Genomic DNA, 22629 nt, shown 5'->3' with positions numbered 1-22629 from the left:
ATTAGATATCAATGTATTGGAAATGGGGCTTTAGACTATTAATTGTATTCTTGGGGCTGTTGCTACTCCTGGATCTGGGTTCTGGCGTGGGAGCAGAGATTTTTTGGTTCCAGGAAGTCGGCTACCTCCAAGTATTTCTGTTGAGAATAGTGACTTGTGGTGTTTTGTGGGTGGTGGTAGCTGGGATAACTGCTGCCTATCTACTGCTAAACCTGGCTCTAGCACAACGGCTAAAATATCCCCAGTCTCTGAAAATTGAGTCAGCAGAACAAAGCCGTGAATTAACAAATTTTCTCACTCCTGATTATCCCAGACGCAACGAAACCCGGATACTCGCGCCGCAACGATTTCAAACATTAAGATTGCGCTGGTTATTACCTCTAACTCTAGTACTGAGCTTGTTGATTGGGTTGATGCTGGCTCACTATGGTCAAATTGCTCTTTTATACTGGCATTCTCCAGTTAATCAGGGTATTTTACCCATTGGGGCCCTATTCCGACCTGAGACAATCTGGCAATTCTTGAGGCAGATTGTCTCTCATGTTTGGGATCTTGGCTTAATTGTGGGAGGTGCGATCGCTATCTTAATTTATCCCCAATTTTTACTAAGTGCGATCGCAATTCTCTTCAGTCCGATTTTTGCGTTCATCATATTCCAACACTGGCCAAAGGTGCTGCAATATTTCCACCCCACCCTTTTCAACAGCACTGAGCCTTTATTTGGTCGAGATATCAGCTTTTACGTATTTTCCTTACCCTTTTGGGAACTGCTAGAACTCTGGCTGATGGGATTATGTTTGTATGGCTTCGTCGCCGTTACTCTCACTTATCTGTTGTCAGGGGACAGTTTGAGTCAGGGAATTTTCCCTGGTTTTTCGCCCCAGCAGCTGCGTCATTTATACGCTATGGGTGGTTTATTGATGCTGGTAGTGGCTCTGAGTTATTGGCAAAGTCGCTATGAACTGGTGTATTCTACCCGTGGAGTAAGTTATGGTGCCAGCTATACGGATGTGACAGCCCAGTTGCCAGCTTACACCCTCTTGTGCATCCTGGCAGTAGCGATCGCCTTTTACCTACTTTGGCGAACATTTTTCTGGCGATCTAAATCTCAGGATCGCCGATTGGTATTTTACGGGTTGGGGGTTTATCTAGTATTAGTTGCAGCAGCTTCTGTGGTTCTACCTACTGTGGTGCAATATTTAATTGTCCAACCTAATGAGTTGCAACGAGAGCAACCCTACATTCAGCGTACTATCGCCTTGACTCGCCAAGCATTTGATTTAGATGCGATCGATGCTAGAACTTTCAACCCGCAAGGAACATTGACTGAAGCTGATATTCAAAAGAATGACTTGACAATTCGGAATATTCGCCTTTGGGATCAGCGACCACTATTAGAAACTAATCGTCAACTGCAACAAATTCGCCCGTATTATCGGTTCCCCGATGCCGATATTGACCGATATACTCTAGTAACAGATGTACGGCGATCAGCCACCCAAAAGCCGCCAGAACCTAAGCAGAAACTAGTTGAACCAACAGAACGCCGGCAGGTACTGATTGCCGCACGAGAATTAGACTACACTGGCGTACCACAGGAAGCTCAAACATGGGTTAACCGCCATTTAATTTATACCCACGGTTTTGGGTTTACTGTTAGCCCAGTTAATACAGTTGGGCCGGGTGGGCTACCAGAATATTTTGTCAAAGATATTAGCGGTGATAGTAGCGCCCTCACAACTTCCAATGAAGCGATTCGTGAAAGCATTCCGATTGGACAACCACGAATTTATTACGGGGAAATAACTAATGCTTATGTGATGACTGGCACAAAAGTTAGAGAGCTAGACTACCCTAGTGGTAGTGACAATGTTTACAACTCTTACGATGGTCTAGGCGGCGTTGGAATCGGTTCAGCATGGCGACGCTGGTTGTTTGCGATGTATTTGAAAGATTGGCAGATGGTGCTGACGCGAGACTTTTTGCCAGAGACAAAGGTGCTACTGCGGCGGAATATAAAGCAAAGAATTCAAGCGATCGCACCTTTTCTCAAATTCGACAGCGATCCCTATTTAGTAGCTGCTGCTAATCAAGATTTCCCAAGTAATCCCAGTTATCTTTACTGGATTGTTGATGCCTACACGACGAGCGATCGCTATCCTTACTCAGACACTGGTAGGGAGGGGATCAACTACATTCGTAACTCGATCAAGGTAGTGATTGATGCCTACAACGGCAGTGTTAATTTTTATATTGCTGATCCAAACGATCCGATAATTGCCACTTGGTCAGCGATATTTCCCAAAATGTTCAAACCGCTCAGTACAATGCCAGTAAATCTCCGCAGTCATACTCGGTATCCGGTGGACTTTTTCAAAATTCAATCTGAGCGGTTGATGACCTACCACATGACTGACTCCCAGGTATTTTACAATCGGGAAGACCAGTGGCAAATCCCCAACGAAATTTATGGCAGTGAAACCCGTCCTGTAGAGCCGTACTATTTGATTACTAGTCTACCCACTGTGCCCTTTGTTGGCGCAGCCTCTCGTAGAGAAGAATTTATCCTGCTTTTACCCTATATTCCCAAACAACGGACTAATTTAATCGCTTGGTTAGCGGCGCGATCGGATGGCAAGAACTACGGTAGGCTGGTACTATATGTCTTTCCTAAGGAACGCCTGGTTTACGGGCCAGAGCAAATCGAGGCGCGGATTAACCAAGACCCAGTAATTTCCCAGCAAATTTCCCTGTGGAATCGCCAGGGGTCGAGAGCCATTCAAGGCAATCTACTAGTAATTCCGATTGAGCAATCGCTGCTGTATGTCGAGCCAATCTATCTAGAAGCCACACAGAATAGTCTGCCAACTTTGGTGCGGGTAGTCGTAGCTTACGAAAACCGGATTGTCATGGCACAAACCTTAGAACAAGCCTTGCAGGGAATTTTTAAACCAGAAGTTACACCAGCCCCGGCGATTATCCGTCCCTTTGAAGAAGCACCCCCGCCAGGTTAAGCGATTGTAAAACTAAATAATTAGATAACAGGCGACAATGAGTGTAGACGCTCCGCTCTGGGCTTATCGTCAGACATGGCCATTAACAAAACGTGAATTCGACGGCTCATATAGTGTCCGCCTAATTAGCCCAATCAAAAAACCATTAAGAGGTTTTACTATCGCTAAACCTTCCCTCTATAACTCCCAGAGGGACAGACTTATTTAGTTTAAGGGAGAAAGAGGTTTGTCGAACTCACGTTAATGAAATTTATTGCAAAAGCCATAGTTTAATGCTTCAACATATGTAATGGACACTAAAAGTTAATAGACATGGTACAAGATAACCAACTAGAGATTCGCCACGTTAGTCCGAAAGTGAGGGGGCTGATTAAAACTTACGCCGATGTTAATAACTGTACGCAATCTGAGATGTTGGAACGCATTGTTTTGGAGTGGAATGCCCAACAAAGCGAGAGCGAACGACCGCCAGGAGATGAAGATGAATAACTTTCTACTACAATTCTTAGTCCGATTCTAGGGAGACGCTTTCATTAATTTGGCTCTCTAGTTCAAGAAAGATTTTCCCAAGATTGGGTCTTGTTTGAGGGATTGAATGAAATCCCTCAAAGTCATCATGCTGCCCGTTAAGGTGAATTTGGGAGTGCCATTTTGAGCAACGATTCTCACTTCACCGTCTTGGATCTGAATCTTATTTTTAATACTATCCCATAGAGTATCGAAGCTCTGATCATCGTTGCAACCATTGGCTTCAAGGAACTTTTGGCGTACTTCTGTTTTTAGTGCTAGTGCTTCTGCTGCTTGGGTACGCGCCTCAAAGTGCTTAATTACATCTTCATAAGCACTCTCTCTGAGAGTTTTATTTTCAGCCTGAACTTGCTCTAACTGAGTTTTTATGGCTTGGAGTTGGGACGCTAAAGCAGATGATTTATGGTATTCAACTTTTAAGGCTTGCTTTGCATTGGCTAACAAGGTTTTATAATCTAGCTGATCTTGATTTTTTTCAGATTGCATTTTTATCTCTTGATCAACAGATTTTTGGTGATCAGCTCTCGTCAGTTATATGAGAAAACTGGCGAGAGTCCAATAAATATTCTCTGTGTTATCTAACTATTGGTTATTTTACCAATAATGGTGATTCCGAGTGAGGATTCTCCTTGATACTACTTACACAAAAACTAATATGGGAGCGGATAGCTCGCTCATAAACTCCAGTTTGTTGAGTGCGTACCCCTACAGCCTGATATATTAAGCTAATTTCTGGGAATTCAGACCAATACATCAAAAAAATGTCTTTAGCTGGAGTAATAATTTCATAATTATTCTCTTGTCTTTTTTTTCTGAGTTTACAATTGTTTAGTTGTAATTTTTGTCTAAATAGTTTTTCAAATTCTGGAATTAAATCTGAAGAAATTTTCATGGGTTAGGCACGTTAAAACGTGTTAATGATACAAAGACTATCTGATGATATTACTAAGTATGACACTTGAGATACCTCTTACTATATAGTGTATCAGCTATCGGGTATTTGATCCGGGGATTCGGACGTAGGGTAACTCGTTGGCGCAGCCTAAGAAGAGAAGTAGCTGGGCGATCGCTGCGACCTGTTGATCAGTATTTTACCTAGCACAAGTCTGCTATTTATCTGAGTGTAGCTAGTACAGGCGGAAGTTTGCCTACCTTTAGCAAGGGGCTTAGAGCAACTTGCCTGGTTAACTGAGATGGTAGCTGGATTTACGCGCCCTCTGTACTAGTTAGCGGAGACACCCTGTATAACATTACACCGCTAAATCATCTTCTCTTTAGAGCCTTGTGGGGCAATCAGTACCTACAAGCTACAGCCTGGGACTTCAAGACCCTCTGTAAAGCTGATTAATTCCAAGTACTCTGGATTTTCCACGAACTGTTTAGCAGCCAGCAATCCGGCAATACTCCAAGTTTGATAAATTCTGGCTTCTTTACCAATCAAACGGCCATTGTTGCCATCGTAGTATTCTGGGAATTTATCCTTAAATAAACGCCTTTCGGCAATGGCGATCGCTGCTTGGGCAAGTTCTGTTCGACCTGCTTTCAGGGCGGCGGCGGTAAATAACCACAGTAAAACAGGCCAGTTACCGCCGTTGTGATAAGACCAAGCCCTGTTCTTAGAATCACATCCTGTAACAATTCTCCACTCTAAACCTTCCAAAGCTGGAAAGCAGATTTTAACAGGCATATAGCCGATCAAGTCTTGCCAACGTTGGGCAAATAAATTCATAATGCTTTGAGATTCTTTTTCGCTTGCTAAGGAAGCTAAGATTGCCATCAGATTTCCCAGAGCAAAAAAGCGAAAATCTATCCGTCCCGGCCCCAGATTTCCGGCTAAATATCCTCCAGTTTCGGGCAACCACTCGGTCAACCAAGTGGGGATTGATTCTGAATTGATGTTGAATTTATTAACAATTTCTTTACCAAATTCGTTATCCTTGTAACGATAGATTTCCCCCAATCGCTTCAGGTCTAGCCAGTAATAGTTGCGGATATGATATTTCAAAGATCCCAATCGCCTATTGACTTTGCCAACGTAGGCATCGCCATCCCCATCTGGTAAAAGCAATTCATTAGCAGCCCTGAGGGATGCATAGAATAATACTTGAATTTCTAGAGGATGTTCGTAGACTCCCATGCGACGGTCAATCATAAACGCGCCATCGGGAACTAACATTGTTGGGTACATGGAAAAGCGATGTACCAAGCAAAGATCCAAAATTAACTTGATTCCGGCTTGAAAATCTGGCTGACGCGCTAGGGTTAAATCGCCTGTAACTTTTTCATAAGCCCGTAGCAGGAGAATCCACCACATACAGGAATCAATTGGGGGAACACGAGCGATCGCCAGTTCACCAAAATCAGCGACCAAAAATTCCTCATTCCCCTTGGAATGTACTTTGAAACTTGCAGGCATTAATCCCGCTCCCGGTTCAAAGCAGTCTATTTGCTTTTCATGACTTTGTAATTTCAGTGTTTCTACTAAGAAGTTACGCACAATCTCTGGTTTGCCGTGCATGAGAAACACCAAGGCAGAAGGGACAAAATCGCGGAGGAAGCACTGGTCATAATTGAGTGCATCTGACTCCGGATCGTGGGCTGCTACAGTACCAATGGGTTTTCCCTGGTAATAAATTACGGACTCTTCCAACAATTCCCAGGCTTCTGCTGACAGCAGACTGTTCTTATCGATCGCGCTAGTCATGGGCGTTTAATTCCACTAGTGGTATGTATCGGCTCAATTGTGAAAAGTAAGCAAGCCTAACCTTAAGCTGACCAAGATTCCCAAAAGTCAGCATACAGAGTCAATCGACCATCTACAAACAGCGTTTGTCCGGTGATCTAAGCGGCTTCATCCGAAGCTAAAAAAGCTACTGCGACTGCCATCTCCTCAGAGAAACCAGCACGCCCATTGGGATCTGACTTTCCACGTAGGCGTAGCCCGTCGTAGACTAGACATCGCCTTTTTTCTATCTTCATCTTTCCAGGCTTGATTCATTGGTGCGGCAGCTACGCCCGTCGTAGACATCGTTGCTCCGGGGGCAATGGCGTTGACACGAATACCTCGGTTGGCATATTCCAATGAATCGGTTTTGGTCAGGTTTTCCATACCGCCTTTGCTTAATGGAACAACTGATATACATCGGTCGAGGAATAATTTCGTGAACGCTGGAAATATTAATAATCACCCCCGAACGATTAAGAGACAGGAGGTGTTTAATAGTTTTACAGTCGCAGAGATAAGCACCCCGGAGATTGACTGTAATTACCCGGTCAAAGTCTGCTGTGGTAACTTTGACCGGATGGACTTTCTGTTTGAATGCCAGCATTGTTGACTAAAATATCTACACTGCCAAATTCCTTTACTAGCGTGTTGACCATCTCAACAATGTCTGATTCTTGGGAGATACCACAATTTTCGATATTTACCCAGGCTCTTTGCAATGCCATCTCTTCCGTGTCTGCCGCAGCTTCAGGGTATGAGCGGTAATTGATGGCGATGTTGCACCGTTGTTGAGCGAGTCTGATGGCGATCGCCTCACCGATACCTGATGTTGCACCCTTGTTGAGCGAGTCTGATGGCGATCGCCTCACCGATAACCTGACGTTGCACCTCTAATTAAGGCATTCTTTCATTTTAAGCCTATCTCTAAGCCTATCATATTTCCTCCCGAAGCTGCCTTTGCTTGAATTTACACTCAACAATTTTGGATTTTAGACTTTCCTGCGGAACGCTACGCGAACGGCGTGACACTTCGATCCAAATCTTGGAGACGCACTGTGTTAGGTCGGCAAGTGTCACAGGTAGCTCTGCCGAACTGCTCAGGGCAAAAGCTCAGTGCAAAGACGGTCAGTCGGACGATTTGAGATTTTGAATTGAAAGAATAATTCAAAATCTCAAATTGGCACAGTCGCACGTTTTTAAACGTGGGTTCCTCCTGCCTCCTAAATTAGTATCTGCTACTGGGAAAAAGTAGAATATCTATTACTTCGCCCACTACCAAACCCAATACCGCTATGACTGTTAAAATCCAAAAGGAATCTAGCTTGTTGAAGCCAGAAAAACGCATTTCCAAATCACCTAAAAGCGTAGTTGCTAAGGGTATGACAAAAAGGCTGAATAATAATGACCAAGTTGCTACAAAAGCAATTGATATACTTAAAAATAATATGACAATCAAGGTTTGAGAGCCAAATTCAACTAAACGCTCTAACCAAGAATTACTCTTTCGCACTACAGCTATAACCATAGCAGCGACAAAAGCCCCCACTAACCAAATAATATGATGAGCAGCAAGATACCATCCCAGGAGAGTGTAAGCCAATAAGAGTAATACTAAAGGCATCAAAGGAATCCTGTTAAAAAATTCCACATTCATACTGGCAAGGCTTGTAAAAATACCAAGTTAATCTCTTAATTTTAGTCAAAAATACTACTCCATTTTGGAAATATACCAGCTTTGCTCAAGATATTTCTCTATCTACAGAGCAATTTTAAAGACATACTCTTTCGTCGTGGCAATATCTAGTCCTAGTTAGTCATTTGTGAATAACACTTAGAGAAATCGGAAATCTCAGCTTTAGACGCTTATAAGGTCTGTGGGAACAACAGCTAGCTAAATCGTAAATTTTATACTTAGTAATCTAATTTAACTATAAACTTTTAAGAATATTTTTCAAGGTATTTTAACATAAAGATATCTACTTATAAGTCTATTATCTAATTTCTTCCCTTGGATATATAACTTAAAATAATAAGCAAAACTCTTGACAGATATAGCTGAAGTTTTATTTTGCTAAACCTATAATTAAAACCTTGCCAACATTAAAATTTGAGCTAGCTACTGAAAACTGTGAAGTTATTTTTAGTTAAATAAAATACAAATGATCAACCTAATCCCTAAACACCCTTATTTTACCACATTTTGTGATATCTACATCTCCAATATGGGCGATTTTTAAATTTTCATGATTAACGTAAAATTTAGTCTTGTCTCTAAAGTTTTGCTGAATTTTGTTGTTCAAAAAACATCTATATATTCCAAAGGAAAGAGTGTTATCAGCCTAATTTTGATAAAACAGTAATAGGTTGGAACTTTTTCCAAATTACTAGTTAGTTACCCGGCCATCAAAAATCAAGGCAGTAAAGACATATAGGAAAAAGTAAATAATATGTATCATGATCAAATCTTGCAAAAAACTGTAGCAGCCAATAGTAATTTACATCAAGTAACCTTGAGTGAAGCAAAAAAGGAGCAAACACAAACGCATGAATTAACTATCGATGATATAGCGATATATTTATCTCCTGTTGGCTTTCTAATTGGTTGGGTAGGTTTTTTCCTAATCTTGCGAAAATTTCAGGCATTTTTAGATGCAAAAACGGTTTTTCCCATCAAAGCTTTACACAAAGTTCCCTGTAAAAATTGTCGCTTTTATTCGCATAATCATTATCTAAAATGTGCAGTAAACCCTTCTATTGTTCTCACCGAAGAAGCGATGAATTGCTCTGAATACTCACCCAGTAATAAAAAAAAATCATCCGAAAACCCTTTTGGCTAAGAATAATAATTATCAAAGGGCTAAAGCCCTAACTACAAAGATTTACACATCAAACTTGGTCTGTTGAACGGGCAACTTTCCCATTACTCAGCTTAGTTTTTTAGTTTTAATCTGTCTGTAGATAGCTGCAATGTTGCGGGCATCATCAATGCCACGATGGTGTGTGCCTTTTAATTCTATCCCCAACTCATTGAGAGCTTGTGCCATGCTAAATTTTTTAGACACGCCAAGATATTCTGAAAATTCCTCTTTAATATTTATGTGTTCTGAAATAAAAGGATAAGGGGAATTATGAAAGGCGCAATCTTGAATAAATTGCTTTTTGTCGTAATTACCCCAAGAACAAAAAATATGATTGGAAAATGAATAAATCCATTCTTTGAAGCGAGAAATTGCCTCTAAAAATTTTGGTGCTTCGTCAACATCTTGCTGCCTAATACTAGTCAATTCGGTGCAAAAACCTGTCAGTTGTGGATGTCTCACAGGTTGGATGAATTGCTGAAACTCTGAATCAATTTCCCACGTTGCTCTATTGAGTATCACGGCACCAATTTCGATGATTTCCATTTCATGACGGGCAATAGTCCCACTGTCACAGCACGTAGCCTCCAGATCGACTATCAGATAATAGTGGGATCTTTGAGTTTTCATATTAGGTAATAGAGATTGATGAAAAAGGTTTAACCCAACGGAATTGAATAGCAATATCAAGAGCGATCGCAGCGATTCCAAACCATAATATACTTTCAAAAGCCAACACCAGAAAAGGCAAAATTGTGCTATGAGAATTCCACCCAAGTTCTATCTGAGTTAATCCCCGCACCAAGCCAAAGGCCAGCACACCACCGGCTTTGAGTTGAGGATTTTGATCTGAGCGGATGATATAGCGGTAGGTGACACCAAATAGCAAACCAGTAAAAGTTGCAACTGCACCACTCAGCCACCAATGCCAATTAACATCACTTTGCAGACTTGCGAGTGTCTGAAAATACTTTGCCAATACAAAAGTATTCAACAGACTAGCGATGTCTACGACGGGCTACGCCTACGCAAAAGCGAAACACACAGATAAACCCCCAATTATTCCAGCTTTGAGGGATTCTAGGCGTTCTGCCATTAATTGAGGATCTAAAGTTACGTTCACTGTATATAGAAATTAGGGATTGGGTATTGGGAAAATTTTTCCCCAGTCTCCAGTATGATAAATGCTAGAGCAGTTTTGTAATTAATTAAATGCTGTTCTCATGTGGGAATTTTGATGATAAACTCCGTTCCCACACCTGGTTGAGAATTGACTTCTAATACACCTTTGTGTTTCTCTACAACTATTTCATAGGCTATCGACAAGCCGAGTCCAGTGCCTTTCCCAACGCTTTTTGTGGTAAACAACGGCTCAAACAAGCGTTTTTTAAGCCGTTCAGGAATACCAACTCCATTGTCAGCAATCCGAATTACAACCAATTGTTCAGAATCTATTTCTGTTGCAATTTTAATCTGAGGAATTAGATTGCTCATTTTGCCTTGCATAATAGCTTCATCAAGGGCATCAATTGCGTTTGCCAGAATGTTCATAAATACTTGATTCATCTGCCCTAGATAGCAGCTAACCTGTGGTAATACTCCATAATTTTTAATAACTTCAATACGGGGACGATCGCCATTAGCATTGAGGCGATGTTGCAAAATCATTAGTGTACTATCTAGTCCTTGGTGCAAATCAGCAGATATTTTGGCATCACTATCCGAGCGAGAGAAGTTGCGGAGTGAATCAGAAAGGTTCTTAATTCGTTCACTTCCTAGGTGTAGTGAGTTCAAGATTTTTGGCATATCTTCGAGAACAAAGTTCAGATCCAACTTCTCAATAGCAATGGTAATTTTGGCTGTTGGGTTTGGATACTCTTGTTCATACAGTAGGAGCAACTCGGTTACACCTACAATGTATTCTTGCAAGGGTGGAATATTGCTGGAAATAAAGTTGATGGGGTTATTGATTTCATGACCAATACCAGCGATTAACTCTCCGAGTGTTGATAGTTTCTCTTGCTGCACTAGTTGGACTTGGGCTTTTTGCAAAGCCTTGGTGCGATCGCTGACTTGTTGTTCCAAAGATTCAGTCAAATGTTTGAGTTGTAAATGCACGCGCACTCTAGCAATGACTTCCTCTTGGGCAAACGGTTTCGGGATATAGTCTACTGCACCAAGGGAAAATCCCTTCGTTTTGTTCTCCGTATCTGATAAAGCAGTCGTGAAAATAATCGGAATGTTTTGGGTAACAGGATTGGCTTTCAGGCGACGACAAGTTTCAAATCCGTCAATACCTGGCATTTGTACATCCAGCAAAATCAACTCTGGTTGATTGCGTTCGACTTGAGCGATCGCGCTTTCTCCATCGACTGCAACACGGAAACGAAAACCCTCACTATTGAGCGCTTCACACAGAACAGATAAATTTGTCGGATTATCATCCACAATCAAAATAAATCCGGTATTTGAGTTCTTGTTCATAATGGATTTAAAAGTAAAATTCAACTCCAATTAATTAATGTATTGTTGAATAAAATGAGTCAGGAGTCAGGATTCAGAATGGAATTAGCATAGCTAGTTAGTAATTTACTAACTTCTTCAAGCTTAAGCATTAATTCTGATGTATCACCATATCCAAGGTGATTTGAAAAAATTAGATAGTAACGACACTCTTCTAAAGAACCTTGTGATATGTTCATAAATCGTGCTTTATCTGCTGTTCCCTTTTTCTGAAATCCTTCCCTACGGGACGCTCCGCGAACTGCTATAGCTGGAATAGAGATTGCTGCTCTTCTAAATTGCGATGTAAGCCCATATATTTCCAATTTAGAAAATTGACTAGTAAATTGGTAGACCAATAAAACAAACAGATGTGCTTTCTGCCAAACTATCAAGTCTTGAAATGTTTTTGCAGGTTGTCTCATTTCTTCTGACTCCTGAATTCTGACTCCTGAATACTTACAATAAAACTTTCCAAACGTTTAAGTTGGAAATTACTAGCAAGCTGGACAAGCTGCTCGGTAAAAACATTTAGCTGCTGATCAGATGCAGAAAGTTGTTGAGCCAGTTCCAAAACTTTTTGAATATCGCCGTCTTGTGCGAGTTCGAGTAACTGTTGTAAAACCTCGTTGGCAGGAGAAATCATCTCATTTGGTTGATCCAAACCACCTGCTTGATTTTTTTTGATTGCATCTACCTTCCCGTCAAAAATCCATTCCAGTTGCAAAAATTGCCGTAACATTTCCAGTAACGTTTCAGCTTCTACAGGCTTTGGTAGAAATACATCTGCACCTACATCAATACTCTTGTACTGGTCGGCTGCAAACACACTGGCTGACGAAGCGATAATCGCAATCTCTGGAAATTGCTCAGACTGACGCAAACGATTGATTAACTCAAATCCATCCAATATAGGCATTACTAGGTCAGTGATAATCAAGTCTGGTTTGTGTACTAGAGCCTGTTCCCATGCTTCCTGACCCTGACTAGCTTCTACAACAGTAAACCCAACTGGCTCTAATAAATTTACAATTACCGCTCGGTTTTCCCATCTATCATCCGCAATCAAAATGGTGCGCCTTTGTCCTTGATAACCAATAATGGTTCCTTGCTCAACCACTCTAGAAACTTTTGCCCAATCTTTAGATTCTGGCAATTTTGCCTCAAACCAGAAAGTGCTACCTTTGGATAAGGTACTTTGCACCTGAATTTGACCACCCATCAACAATACAATTTTTTGGCTGATTGCTAATCCCAAGCCTGTACCTTCAGATTGTCGTTTCTGATTTCCCACTTGCTCAAAGGGCTGGAAGATTTTCTCGGCTTCTTCAGGGATTATACCCGTGCCAGTATCTATTACTTCAAAGCGAATTTTGTGGTTAGTCTGTCCATTGGCATTTGATTCTTGAGCAATCACCTGAACTTTGAAGGTGACACTGCCTTGATAAGTAAATTTAATCGCATTACCAAGCAAGTTAATCAGTACTTGCCGCAAGCGTTTTTCATCAGCATGAATGCCCGTTGGCAAATCAGGATCGAGTTGGACGTGAAATGCGATCACCTTTTGTTCTGCCCGGATGCGGGAAATTTCAGTCACGCTATCTATAAAGGCAGGCAAGTAGAAATCAACAGGATGCAATTCTAGTTTCCGAGCTTCTATCTTGGAGAGATCCAAAATATCATTAATCAGGGTTAAAAGATGGGAACCACATTGGTAAATGATGCCGACTCCTTTGCGTCCTTTCTCACTCAAAGATTCTGTGCGTTGGAGGATTTGTGTAAAGCCCAAAATACCGTTGAGGGGTGTGCGTAGTTCATGACTCATATTGGCGAGAAATTCACTCTTGGCTTGGCTGGAGTTTTGAGCGATTTCTTCTGCAAGGCGTAGTTCTTTCTCGATGCGCTTGCGCTCTACAATTTCAGTTGAAAGCGCTCGATTGATAACTTCTAACTGGGCTGGGCTGGGTAGCGTCAGAGCTTGAGGCATGAGATAAAATAACGCAAATGCTGTGTAGATCGAAATAATCGCAGTTACAGCTTTTAAACCACCTGCAATCCAATAGTCTGGATGCCAAAGCGTCCAAATTTCCATCAAGTGTCCAGTACCGCAGACAATGATAAAAGCACCAAATAATAGAAAGACTCCATTGAAAGGAACGTCTTTGCGCTTGGAAATAAAGTAAATTAGTAGGAAGGGAATAGAATAATAGGCAAGAGCGATCGTCGCATCAGAAATAATGTGGAGCCAAACTAATCCAGTTTGCCAGAGATAACAATGTCCGTGGGGAATAAAACCGTTAGATTGAAAAGGATAATTGAAAAATGTCGGCATAATATTAGGGGTTGCTGGATTTGAAATATATATCCATAAGCCTAGTATTCCCAAAGCATCAAGTGGAAAACCGCGATCGCTACTTTTTTACATTCGTCTTCATTATCAGGTAAAGTACTACCGTACCAAGAAAAGATGTGTGTCCTTTGCGGCAGCTACGCTCGTCGTAGACATCGCCCGCCAAAGTTCCAATGTTATTGATAAAAAAAATCTCAGCCTGCCCAATCCCTGTATGATAAATATTAGAAACCTTTTGTAATTATTTGAAAAGTGGGACTATGGAGATTTTGACACTAGGTTGGGTATCACTGTTAGTTGTGTTCACTTGGTCAATTGCAATGGTAGTCTGGGGACGTAACGGACTGTAGAGGCATGGTGGAAAGTCCATTCTTGAGTATTTTGGCTTTATTTGCTGTAGTGCTGCTCGTAGTAGTCACTGGTGGTATTGGTTATTTAACACTGGCAGATTGGCGCGATCGCCGTCGTCGAGATGAAGAGAAACGCACCACCCGCAGCGCCACTCCTAAGCGGCGATAATTTTCTCGTGATTGAAAAACATTGTAGGGACACGATATTATCGTGTCCCTACAATGTTTTTCTGGTATTTAAAAGAAATAATTGTTACCTTTCTACTGTCTAGGGGAATTATGAGATAGAAGACTTTCAATATTTAAAATCCGACTGGGAATGGAAAACGCCTCTAATATTCAACCTATACAACCCAATTCAGAGCAGCAAGAATCTGATTCAGATATGGCATTCTCTCTGCCTCAGAATGAGCAACAAAAAGCCTTGTCTGGAGTTATTGCCCGCATTCGCGAGTCTCTAGACATAGAAGCCATCTTCAAAATTACAGTCACTGAAGTACGCCAGCTTCTGAAAACTGATCGGGTTAGTGTGTTTCGTTTTTATCCCGAATTGGGATGGGAAGGGGAATTTATTTATGAAGATGTGGGAGCAGAATGGGGTTCGGCACTAGCAGTCAAACTGAGCGACCACTGCTTTGCTGCGGAGTTTGCAACACTATATCAGCAAGGTCGGATTAAAGCAATGGCTGATATATATCAAGCTAGTATCAGTGATTGTCACGTCCAAATGCTAGAAAGATTCCAGGTACGTGCCAATATAACCGCCCCCTTGATCAAAGGTAAAGATTTATGGGGATTGCTGTGTATTCATCAGTGTAGTAGTCCTCGCCAATGGGAAGCATCAGAAATTGAGTTTGTGCAATTAATCGCCGAACATCTGGGAGTTGCCTTGCAGCAAGCAGATTACCTCGAACAAGTGAAATTACAATCAGCACAACTAGCACAAGCAAAAGCCGCAGAAAAAGCAGCACAATGGCAGAAAACCATAGCCATAACCATTGAGAAAGTTCGTCAGTCTCTAGACTTGGAAAAGATTTTCTACACAAGTACCACAGAACTTAGACAAGTGCTGAATGCTGACCGCGTGGCTATTTATCGCTTCAATGCAGATTGGAGTGGTGAATTTGTGTTTGAATCAGTGGCAGAAGGTTGGTCTTACCTAATGCAAGAGCAGTTGCTGCGACCAGAATTGAAGGAAAACATCAGCGAATGTAGCGCCAAAGATTTAGCTAAACCCCCATTAGCTGATACTTACTTACAAGATAAACAGGGTGGTCGCTTCAGCAACTGTGAATTATACCGTGTTTGTAATGATATTTACAGTGCAGGTTTTAGCGACTGCTACATTAAGGTATTAGAGAGCTATCAGGCAAAAGCTTATGTGATCCTGGCTATTTACCACGGTCAAAAGCTTTGGGGCTTGCTAGCAGTATACCAGAACAAGAAAACCCGTGATTGGCAAGAAGATGAAATCTACTTGCTTACCCAAGTTGGTATTCAACTAGGCGTAGCCTTGCAGCAAGCGGAATTCTTACGACAAACACAAATTCAAGCCGCAGAGATTAGCAAAGCCGCAGAACGACAGAGGGCTTTGGCAAACACCGTAGAAAAAATTCGTCAGTCTCTGGACATTGACACTATCTTTAATACAACTACTCAAGAAGTTCGACGGCTATTAGAAGTGGAACGAGTCGCAATTTATCGCTTCTATCCTGATGGGAGTGGCGAATTTGTCGTTGATTCCATTGTTGATGGCTGGATACCAGTAGTTAAGTCGCAGCCTGTGATCGAACGCTTTCTTGTGCAAGGAAAGCAAGCGGGTAAGAAGGAATATGCAGATAATGAAGTTTTTGTGCCAATTTCTCAGGGCGAAAAGCCGTGGGGATTGTTAGTAGCTGATCAAAACTCCCAGCCCCGTTATTGGCAAGATGAGGAAATCAACTTGTTGGCACAAGTTGGCGTCCAGTTGGGGGTAGCATTACAGCAAGCTGAGTCATTGAGACAGGTGCAGGTGCAAGCTCAAAGACTGGCTAAAGCCGCCGAACGAGAACGGAAAGCAGCCCAAAGGGAGAAGGCGTTAGCTGTAACGGTGGAGAGAATTCGCCAGTCTCTTGATATTGACACCATCTTTGCCACCAGTACAGAAGAAGTCCGGCGGCTATTGGAAGTTGATCGAGTGACAATCTATCGATTCCGGGCTGATTGGAGTGGCGAATTTGTTGCTGAGTCTTTAGCCCAAGGTTGGACACCAGTAAAGGAAATTGTACCTGCGATGTCTACGACGGGCTACGCCGGAGCAAGTAATTACTTGCAAGAAACCCAAGCCGGAGATTTTGCTAATAGTAAAAGTATTGCCATTAAAGATATTTACAACGCCAATTATTCTATCTGTGATATTGCCCTACTCGAACTAATGGAGGCTAGGGCATATATAATTGTGCCGATTTTTCAGGGTGAGAAACTCTGGGGATTACTAGCAGCTTATCAAAATCTCAAACCCCGTGATTGGCAAGAAGATGAGGTAGATTTGCTGATGCAGATTGGTACTCAGTTAGGGGTAGGACTTCAGCAAGCAGAATTACTCGAACAAACTCAACGTCAAAAAGAAGAGCTGACCCAGACTCTTAAAGAATTACAAAACACTCAGAGTCAGCTAATTCAAAGTGAAAAAATGGCAGGCTTAGGGCAGTTAGTTGCTGGTGTAGCACATGAAATTAACAACCCGATTAGTTTTATTTATGGCAACATCACTTATGTTACGGAACATGCCGAAAATTTATTTAAATTACTGCGCCTCTATCAAAAAGAGTATCCTACTAAGGCAACAGGAGAAATTAAAAAGCAAGCAGCAGCAATGGATTTAGATTTCATTAGTGATGACTTGCCCAAAATTCTTGCTTCTATGCAGATAGGGGCAGAGCGGATCTCTCAATTAGTTTTGTCGTTGCGAAGTTTTTCTCGACTTGACGAAACAGGAATGAAGCCAGTTGACCTTCATGAAGGCATCGAAAGTACTTTGCTAATTTTACAACATCGACTGCAACCAAAGACTAATTCTTTTGCTATTGAGGTAGTTAAGCAATATAGTGAATTGCCCCTGGTAGTCTGCTATGCAGCCCAGATGAATCAGGTATTTATGAATATTCTCAACAATGCGATCGATGCACTGGAAAACTCAGAGAAAGCTGGAAAAATAATTGATAATCCTAAAGTTTGGATTCGTACAGAAGTCATAGAAGGGAATACTATTCTGATTTGGATTGCTGACAATGGTTGTGGGATTCCAGAGATGATGCGATCGCGCATTTTTGAACCTTTCTTTACCACCAAACAACCTGGACAAGGTACTGGTTTGGGGTTATCTATTAGCTACCAAATTATTGTGGAAAAACACGGCGGTAATATCAAGTGTGTTTCTGAACCTGGCAAAGGCTGTGAGTTCTGGATAGAAATCCCGATAAAACGGATAGTTAGTTAAGAATAAAACAGGTCATGCCAACTCTTGGAGAGGCTACGCGAACGCCTACGCACAATCGAGATTTTGGCGGGCAACTGCGATGCCAACTCTACCAGACGCACTGTTAGTAGGTCGGTGGGCTTTCCTGCGGAACGCTACGCGAATGCCTACGCTCTTTTTAACGAACCACTCCAGGTGCAGAGGACACAGAGGAAAAAGAGGGCGATGCCTTTGGCGGGCTTTCCTGCGGAACGCTACGCGAACGCCTACGCAGAGTTTTGGAACTGCCTAGCCTACTGTAGTTATCGCCTCTATGCTCAGGCAATTTATGGACACTAGAAGATATTACAAAAAAATAATTTATGTTAGGTCTGGAAAGAATTACATTTAATCCTCACATGATGGCGAGACAAGCGTGCATTCGCGGGATGCGGATTCCAGTTTCATCGGTGGTTAATTTGGTAGCTAATGGCAAACCTGTAGAGGAGATTTTAGAAGAATATCCTGATTTAGAACCAGAGGATATTCGTCAATCTTTACTTTACGCAGCTTGGTTAACTCAAGAACGGGTTTATCCCTTCAAAACGGCTTAATTAAGTAAAATGAAATTTTTAGCTGATATGGGAATTTCTCTACGCACTGTGTCTTGGTTGCGTAGTGCTGGTTATGATGTGGTACATTTGCGCGATGAAGGGTTGCAAAGACTACCAGATGAGCAGATTTTAGTGAAAGCTCGTACAGAAGGGAGGATTTTATTAACTGTAGACTTGGATTTTGCCCAACTTTTAGCCACTAGTGGGGATAATTTACCCAGTGTAATTTTGTTTAGATTAGGAAATGAAAATTACAACGCAATTAATGAGCGTTTGACGGAAGTTTTAAGGGAATGTCAGACAGATTTAGAAGTAGGGGCAATTATTTCTGTCAGTAGTAATTACACCAATTCGCTAATAGCCATTCACGCTAAAATATAATATAACTACCAGTGCTAAAACTGATTAATATCTACTCGTGTTTTGAAATTATCTACTTGCAAGGTATTTATGAACAATAATCAACCGCTCACAGCACAATCATCAACTACACCACGCGCTGAACTATTATTAGAAATTCAACAAACTCCAGAACAATATCTACCAGAATTACTACAAATTGTACGTCTATTTCGTCAAAGTGTGACGATGAAACAGACATCATTAAATAACTGGGAAAATGCTCTTAATGAAATTAATCATAGTGATGCCGTAAAACAACAAGAAAGGAAAACAAACATCAAAAAAATATTTGAGTCATGGAATGAGTTAGATGAAGAAGAAGAACAACAAAACATCTTAGAAATTATTGAATCTATGAAAGGGATTTCTATTTAAAATAGGATGAGTAAGGTTATTATCTTAGATTCTGCACCTGTGGGATTAATTACTAATCCAAAAGCAACGCCTCTAGCTGTGCAATGTCAAGAATGGTTTTATATGCTCTTTGAGAGAGGATATGAAGTAATTTTACCAGAAATTATAGATTATGAAATTAGACGGGAATTATTAAGGGCAAATAAATTATCAGGAATTAGAAAACTTAATCAACTCAAGTCAGAAATTATTTATCTTCCTATTACAACAGAAGTGATGTTGAAAGCAGCAGAGTTATGGGCTGAAGTCCGAAATCAAGGTAAATCTACAGCAGATAATAAAGCTTTAGATGGCGATGTAATTTTGGCATCTCAATCTATTTTAGTTGCTAATTATGGGCATGAGGTTATTATTGCCACAAGCAATAAAAAACATCTATCTATTTTTATTGATGCTAGAGAATGGCAAGAAATTTAGAAAATAAACCGAGCGATGCCTGCGGCGGGCTTTGCCTACGCACTGTCGAGTTTTGGCGATGCCTTCTCTACGAGACGCTACGCGAACGCCTACGCTTTTTTTAACGAACCACTCCAGGCGCAGAGAACAGAGAATCAGAAGAGAAGAGGCGATCGCACGGTGGAGTTTTGGCGATCACTTTTTTAAACGAACCACAAACTAAGCAAATAATTATTTTTCCGCTATTTTAGCAGCGATTGATTTACCAATATTATGGAAATATTCACTTGTTACACCTCTAGCTACAGGATGTTTAGCTATAACAAACACAGTCTGACTATTTCTACAAATTAAGAAACCTTCTGAAGTTGGTGAAAACTCAACATCAGTTATTTTTTCAGTTATTCTTCTCCAAGAATATTCACATCCTATACCATAGAAAACAACAGCTTTAGGTTGATATTCTTTTATTCTTTGACTAATATAATTTATTCGCTTTTCAAGACAATAATTTTCATAAGTATCTCTGTTAGATAAAAAAGTAAGCTTAGAATATTCACCATATATCCAATGTTTAAGAGATGGTGAAGGTAAAGGTAATAATTCTAATAAACAAGTCTCTTTATCTTTTCTAGCTAATTCGTTTATTTGATATTTACGGACATCTTCTATATCAATATTCCCTGTTCCTTTAGCACTTAAGACAATGCGAATCAATTTATTCCATGTTGGTTGTATTCTTTCGTCCCATGTTCCCATATCTATATGATATTCTGCAACATCATCTATTTCATATTTGCCCCTGTTTGACCATATATTTATTCTTTTATTAATATCTTGAAAGTCTTCTCCTCTTTCTTCCATACCAATAAACCAATAATTTCCTTTATAATTACCATATCCATAAAATACATCGACTCGTTTTTTAAGAAGCTCATCATTAAAAAAATCTTGATCTAACATAACTCTGTAATTTTACTTCTAAAATTAAAATTTGTTAGTCAAAAGTAATTGAGTATACATAGAATGTCAAGTAAAATAACAAAACTGAAAATTTTCCTAAATTATCAAATCTATAATAAATAACCTTTCTATTCTTTGCATGAGGTAATTCCCCAACAAAAAAACTTGCCCTGGGAATATCACACTGCCAAGGCAAGCCAACTCTCTAATTCTTTCTTTACTTCGCGCCCTTCGCGCCCTTCTCTGCGAGACGCTACGCGAACGCGGTTCGTTTCTCTTAAAGTTGCTTCACTTCCGAAACCAACTTCGACACCATATCCTTAGCGCCACCAAAAAGCATCGTCGTTTTCTCCTTGTAGAACAACTCATTATCTACACCGGCAAAACCCGTACTCATCCCGCGCTTAATCACAATCGTCTGCTTCGCCCGATCTACTTCCAAAATCGGCATACCATAAATCGGACTATTTGTATCACTCCGCGCCGCCGGATTTACCACATCATTTGCCCCAATTACTAAAGCCACATCTGCTTGATCAAACTGGGGATTAATATCATCCATGTCGTACAACTGCGTATAAGGCACATTTGCCTCCGCTAGCAACACATTCATGTGCCCCGGCATTCTCCCAGCAACGGGGTGAATCGCATACTTGACATCAACGCCCATTTTTTCTAACTGATCTGACAATTCCCGGACGCTATGTTGCGCTTGGGCAACTGCCATACCATAACCAGGTACAATTACCACAGAACGGGCATAACCTAACATCATCGCCCCTTCTTCGGCATCGATGCTACGGACGCTTTGATCAGTTGCACCACCACTAGCAGCACCACCACCAGAACTAGAACCTGTACCAAAAGCGCTGAACAGCACACTAAATAAGGAGCGGTTCATCGCCTTACACATAATCTCGGTGAGGATTAAGCCAGATGCACCTACCAAAGCCCCAGCGATGATTAACATATTGTTCATCACCACGAACCCAGCCGCCGCCGCCGCCACACCTGACAACGAGTTCAACAGCGAGATTACTACTGGCATATCGCCGCCACCAATGGGGATGACGAACATCACACCCAACACTAAAGAAACGCCAACTACTCCCAAGAATATGGGTAAGCTATCTGGTGTGATGATTAAGTAAGCACTACCTACTATATAAGCACCCAGAAGCAAAAGGTTAAATGGTTGCTGGAATGGAAATGTAATCGGGGAACCGCTGATTAAACCTTGCAATTTGGCAAAGGCTAAAAAACTACCCGTGAAGGTAATACCACCGATTAACACGTCCAATAGGATGGAAATGTTGACATCTAGGGGTATCGGCTGAGAACTATCTAATAACCGCCAGAATTCGGCAACGGCTACTAATGCCGAAGCTGCACCGCCCAAACCGTTGAGTAAACCCACCATTTGGGGCATTTCGGTCATTTGGACTTTGTAGGCAACGATCGCACCAATTCCCGATCCAATCGCCAAGCCCAACAATATCATCTCGTAGTTCAACACATGTTGATCCAGCATTGTCGCTGCGATCGCTAGCAGCATCCCCACAGCCGCTACGAGATTACCGTTCCTCGCTGTAGCAGGTGATCCCAGCTTTTTCAAGCCCAGAATAAATAACGATGCAGCGACTAAGTACGTCAGCTGAATGCCAGTTGGTAAAAAGTCGCTCACGCTTTAATCTCCTTCTTCTTGAACATTTGCAACATTCTGTCTGTCACTAAAAAACCACCCACAACGTTGACTGTTGCCAATACCACAGCAATCAAACCGAGAATTACTGACACACTCGTGTCTCTCGCACCAGCAGCAACTATTGCTCCAAGTACCGCAATCCCAGAAATCGCGTTTGAGCCTGACATTAAGGGCGTGTGTAAAGTCGGTGGGATTTTGTTGATGACTTCAAAGCCGATAAAAGATGCCAAAACAAATACAAACAAAGCAGCAAGTAATGCCTCTGTCATGCTTGAAAAACTCCTAGTTAAAAGGGCGGTTAGAAACCGCGCGCCAGTTGCTTCTCCTGTCGGAGACGCTACGCGAACAAGTCGGCAAAGCCGCCCAACGCAC

23 protein-coding genes and 2 pseudogenes are annotated in these 22629 nt (G+C 41.4%); 12 read left to right on the top strand and 13 right to left on the bottom strand.

Annotated elements, in window-relative coordinates; translation table 11 throughout:
- The first annotated feature begins 11 nt into the window (after nucleotides 1-11).
- Both HWQ23_RS09925 and HWQ23_RS09920 read left to right on the top strand, forming a co-directional pair.
- Nucleotides 12-3014 (top strand): UPF0182 family protein, encoded by a 3003-nt coding sequence (locus HWQ23_RS09925; protein WP_292827098.1) that lies wholly within the window; start codon nucleotides 12-14, stop codon nucleotides 3012-3014.
- Nucleotides 3015-3326: 312 nt separating this feature from the next.
- Nucleotides 3327-3503, top strand: a complete 177-nt coding sequence (locus tag HWQ23_RS09920) for a hypothetical protein (RefSeq protein WP_375466472.1) — start codon at nucleotides 3327-3329, stop codon at nucleotides 3501-3503.
- Between the two features lie 57 nt (nucleotides 3504-3560).
- Here the strand turns inward: HWQ23_RS09920 and HWQ23_RS09915 are convergent, their stop codons facing one another.
- From HWQ23_RS09915 to HWQ23_RS09895, 5 genes and pseudogenes are all read right to left on the bottom strand, one after another.
- Entirely contained in the window at nucleotides 3561-4028 is a 468-nt protein-coding gene (locus tag HWQ23_RS09915; protein ID WP_292827095.1) for a hypothetical protein, read from the bottom strand.
- A gap of 103 nt (nucleotides 4029-4131) precedes the next feature.
- Complete coding sequence (locus tag HWQ23_RS09910) at nucleotides 4132-4434, bottom strand: hypothetical protein (protein ID WP_292827092.1); 303 nt, start codon at nucleotides 4432-4434, stop codon at nucleotides 4132-4134.
- A gap of 408 nt (nucleotides 4435-4842) precedes the next feature.
- On the bottom strand, nucleotides 4843-6246 hold the full coding sequence (locus HWQ23_RS09905) for a glycoside hydrolase 100 family protein (protein ID WP_292827089.1): 1404 nt from the start codon (nucleotides 6244-6246) through the stop codon (nucleotides 4843-4845).
- A gap of 62 nt (nucleotides 6247-6308) precedes the next feature.
- Nucleotides 6309-7136 (bottom strand): annotated as a pseudogene (locus HWQ23_RS09900) (SDR family oxidoreductase).
- A gap of 356 nt (nucleotides 7137-7492) precedes the next feature.
- The gene (locus tag HWQ23_RS09895) at nucleotides 7493-7921 is read right to left on the bottom strand and encodes a hypothetical protein (RefSeq protein WP_292827086.1); all 429 of its coding nucleotides are present in this window, start codon (nucleotides 7919-7921) and stop codon (nucleotides 7493-7495) included.
- 793 nt (nucleotides 7922-8714) lie between these two features.
- On the opposite strand from HWQ23_RS09895, the gene HWQ23_RS09890 reads away from it, so the two are divergent.
- On the top strand, nucleotides 8715-9104 hold the full coding sequence (locus HWQ23_RS09890) for a hypothetical protein (protein ID WP_292827083.1): 390 nt from the start codon (nucleotides 8715-8717) through the stop codon (nucleotides 9102-9104).
- 87 nt (nucleotides 9105-9191) lie between these two features.
- Here HWQ23_RS09890 and HWQ23_RS09885 read toward each other — a convergent pair whose 3' ends face one another.
- From HWQ23_RS09885 to HWQ23_RS09865, 5 genes and pseudogenes are all read right to left on the bottom strand, one after another.
- Nucleotides 9192-9755 carry a 3'-5' exonuclease gene (locus HWQ23_RS09885; RefSeq protein WP_292827080.1) on the bottom strand — a complete coding sequence of 188 codons (564 nt, stop codon included), beginning with the start codon at nucleotides 9753-9755 and terminating at the stop codon, nucleotides 9192-9194.
- 1 nt (nucleotide 9756) lies between these two features.
- Nucleotides 9757-10221 (bottom strand): annotated as a pseudogene (locus tag HWQ23_RS09880) (hypothetical protein).
- Between the two features lie 125 nt (nucleotides 10222-10346).
- Entirely contained in the window at nucleotides 10347-11609 is a 1263-nt protein-coding gene (locus HWQ23_RS09875; RefSeq protein ID WP_292827077.1) for a sensor histidine kinase, read from the bottom strand.
- Between the two features lie 59 nt (nucleotides 11610-11668).
- Nucleotides 11669-12052: a four helix bundle protein gene (locus HWQ23_RS09870; protein WP_292827075.1), complete on the bottom strand. Its 384-nt coding sequence runs from the start codon at nucleotides 12050-12052 to the stop codon at nucleotides 11669-11671.
- Nucleotides 12049-13959 (bottom strand): ATP-binding protein, encoded by a 1911-nt coding sequence (locus HWQ23_RS09865; protein WP_292827072.1) that lies wholly within the window; start codon nucleotides 13957-13959, stop codon nucleotides 12049-12051. The genes HWQ23_RS09870 and HWQ23_RS09865 overlap by 4 nt, the downstream gene beginning before the upstream one ends.
- Before the next feature lie 278 nt (nucleotides 13960-14237).
- On the opposite strand from HWQ23_RS09865, the gene petN reads away from it, so the two are divergent.
- The 9 genes from petN (at nucleotide 14238) to HWQ23_RS09820 (ending at nucleotide 19796) form a co-directional block, all read left to right on the top strand.
- The gene (petN, locus tag HWQ23_RS09860) at nucleotides 14238-14327 is read left to right on the top strand and encodes a cytochrome b6-f complex subunit PetN (RefSeq protein ID WP_012408302.1); all 90 of its coding nucleotides are present in this window, start codon (nucleotides 14238-14240) and stop codon (nucleotides 14325-14327) included.
- A gap of 4 nt (nucleotides 14328-14331) precedes the next feature.
- Nucleotides 14332-14496, top strand: a complete 165-nt coding sequence (locus HWQ23_RS09855; protein ID WP_292718964.1) for a hypothetical protein — start codon at nucleotides 14332-14334, stop codon at nucleotides 14494-14496.
- A 150-nt stretch (nucleotides 14497-14646) separates the two neighbouring features.
- Complete coding sequence (locus HWQ23_RS09850) at nucleotides 14647-17805, top strand: GAF domain-containing protein (RefSeq protein ID WP_292827069.1); 3159 nt, start codon at nucleotides 14647-14649, stop codon at nucleotides 17803-17805.
- A 24-nt stretch (nucleotides 17806-17829) separates the two neighbouring features.
- Entirely contained in the window at nucleotides 17830-18123 is a 294-nt protein-coding gene (locus tag HWQ23_RS09845; RefSeq protein WP_292827066.1) for a hypothetical protein, read from the top strand.
- 23 nt (nucleotides 18124-18146) lie between these two features.
- Nucleotides 18147-18377: a DUF433 domain-containing protein gene (locus tag HWQ23_RS09840; protein ID WP_292827064.1), complete on the top strand. Its 231-nt coding sequence runs from the start codon at nucleotides 18147-18149 to the stop codon at nucleotides 18375-18377.
- A 9-nt stretch (nucleotides 18378-18386) separates the two neighbouring features.
- Complete coding sequence (locus tag HWQ23_RS09835) at nucleotides 18387-18758, top strand: DUF5615 family PIN-like protein (RefSeq protein ID WP_292827062.1); 372 nt, start codon at nucleotides 18387-18389, stop codon at nucleotides 18756-18758.
- A gap of 69 nt (nucleotides 18759-18827) precedes the next feature.
- Nucleotides 18828-19154: a hypothetical protein gene (locus HWQ23_RS09830; RefSeq protein ID WP_292827060.1), complete on the top strand. Its 327-nt coding sequence runs from the start codon at nucleotides 18828-18830 to the stop codon at nucleotides 19152-19154.
- 6 nt (nucleotides 19155-19160) lie between these two features.
- Nucleotides 19161-19610, top strand: coding sequence for a type II toxin-antitoxin system VapC family toxin (locus HWQ23_RS09825; protein WP_292827058.1), 450 nt, complete (start codon nucleotides 19161-19163; stop codon nucleotides 19608-19610).
- Nucleotides 19611-19625: 15 nt separating this feature from the next.
- Nucleotides 19626-19796, top strand: a complete 171-nt coding sequence (locus HWQ23_RS09820) for a hypothetical protein (RefSeq protein WP_292827055.1) — start codon at nucleotides 19626-19628, stop codon at nucleotides 19794-19796.
- A gap of 24 nt (nucleotides 19797-19820) precedes the next feature.
- On the opposite strand, the gene HWQ23_RS09815 is transcribed toward HWQ23_RS09820, so the two are convergent.
- The 3 genes from HWQ23_RS09815 to HWQ23_RS09805 all read right to left on the bottom strand — a co-directional run bounded on the left by HWQ23_RS09815 (nucleotide 19821) and on the right by HWQ23_RS09805 (nucleotide 22526).
- Nucleotides 19821-20552, bottom strand: coding sequence for a hypothetical protein (locus tag HWQ23_RS09815; protein ID WP_292827052.1), 732 nt, complete (start codon nucleotides 20550-20552; stop codon nucleotides 19821-19823).
- A gap of 277 nt (nucleotides 20553-20829) precedes the next feature.
- Nucleotides 20830-22236, bottom strand: a complete 1407-nt coding sequence (locus tag HWQ23_RS09810) for an NAD(P)(+) transhydrogenase (Re/Si-specific) subunit beta (protein ID WP_292827049.1) — start codon at nucleotides 22234-22236, stop codon at nucleotides 20830-20832.
- Nucleotides 22233-22526, bottom strand: a complete 294-nt coding sequence (locus HWQ23_RS09805; protein ID WP_100900811.1) for an NAD(P) transhydrogenase subunit alpha part 2 — start codon at nucleotides 22524-22526, stop codon at nucleotides 22233-22235. The genes HWQ23_RS09810 and HWQ23_RS09805 overlap by 4 nt, the downstream gene beginning before the upstream one ends.
- Between the last annotated feature and the right edge of the window lie 103 nt (nucleotides 22527-22629).

The organism is Nostoc sp. JL33, from assembly GCF_017114985.1.
GTDB lineage: Bacteria > Cyanobacteriota > Cyanobacteriia > Cyanobacteriales > Nostocaceae > Nostoc.
Note: the sequence above shows the minus strand (reverse complement) of the source record. Positions and strands in the feature narration are given on the sequence as shown.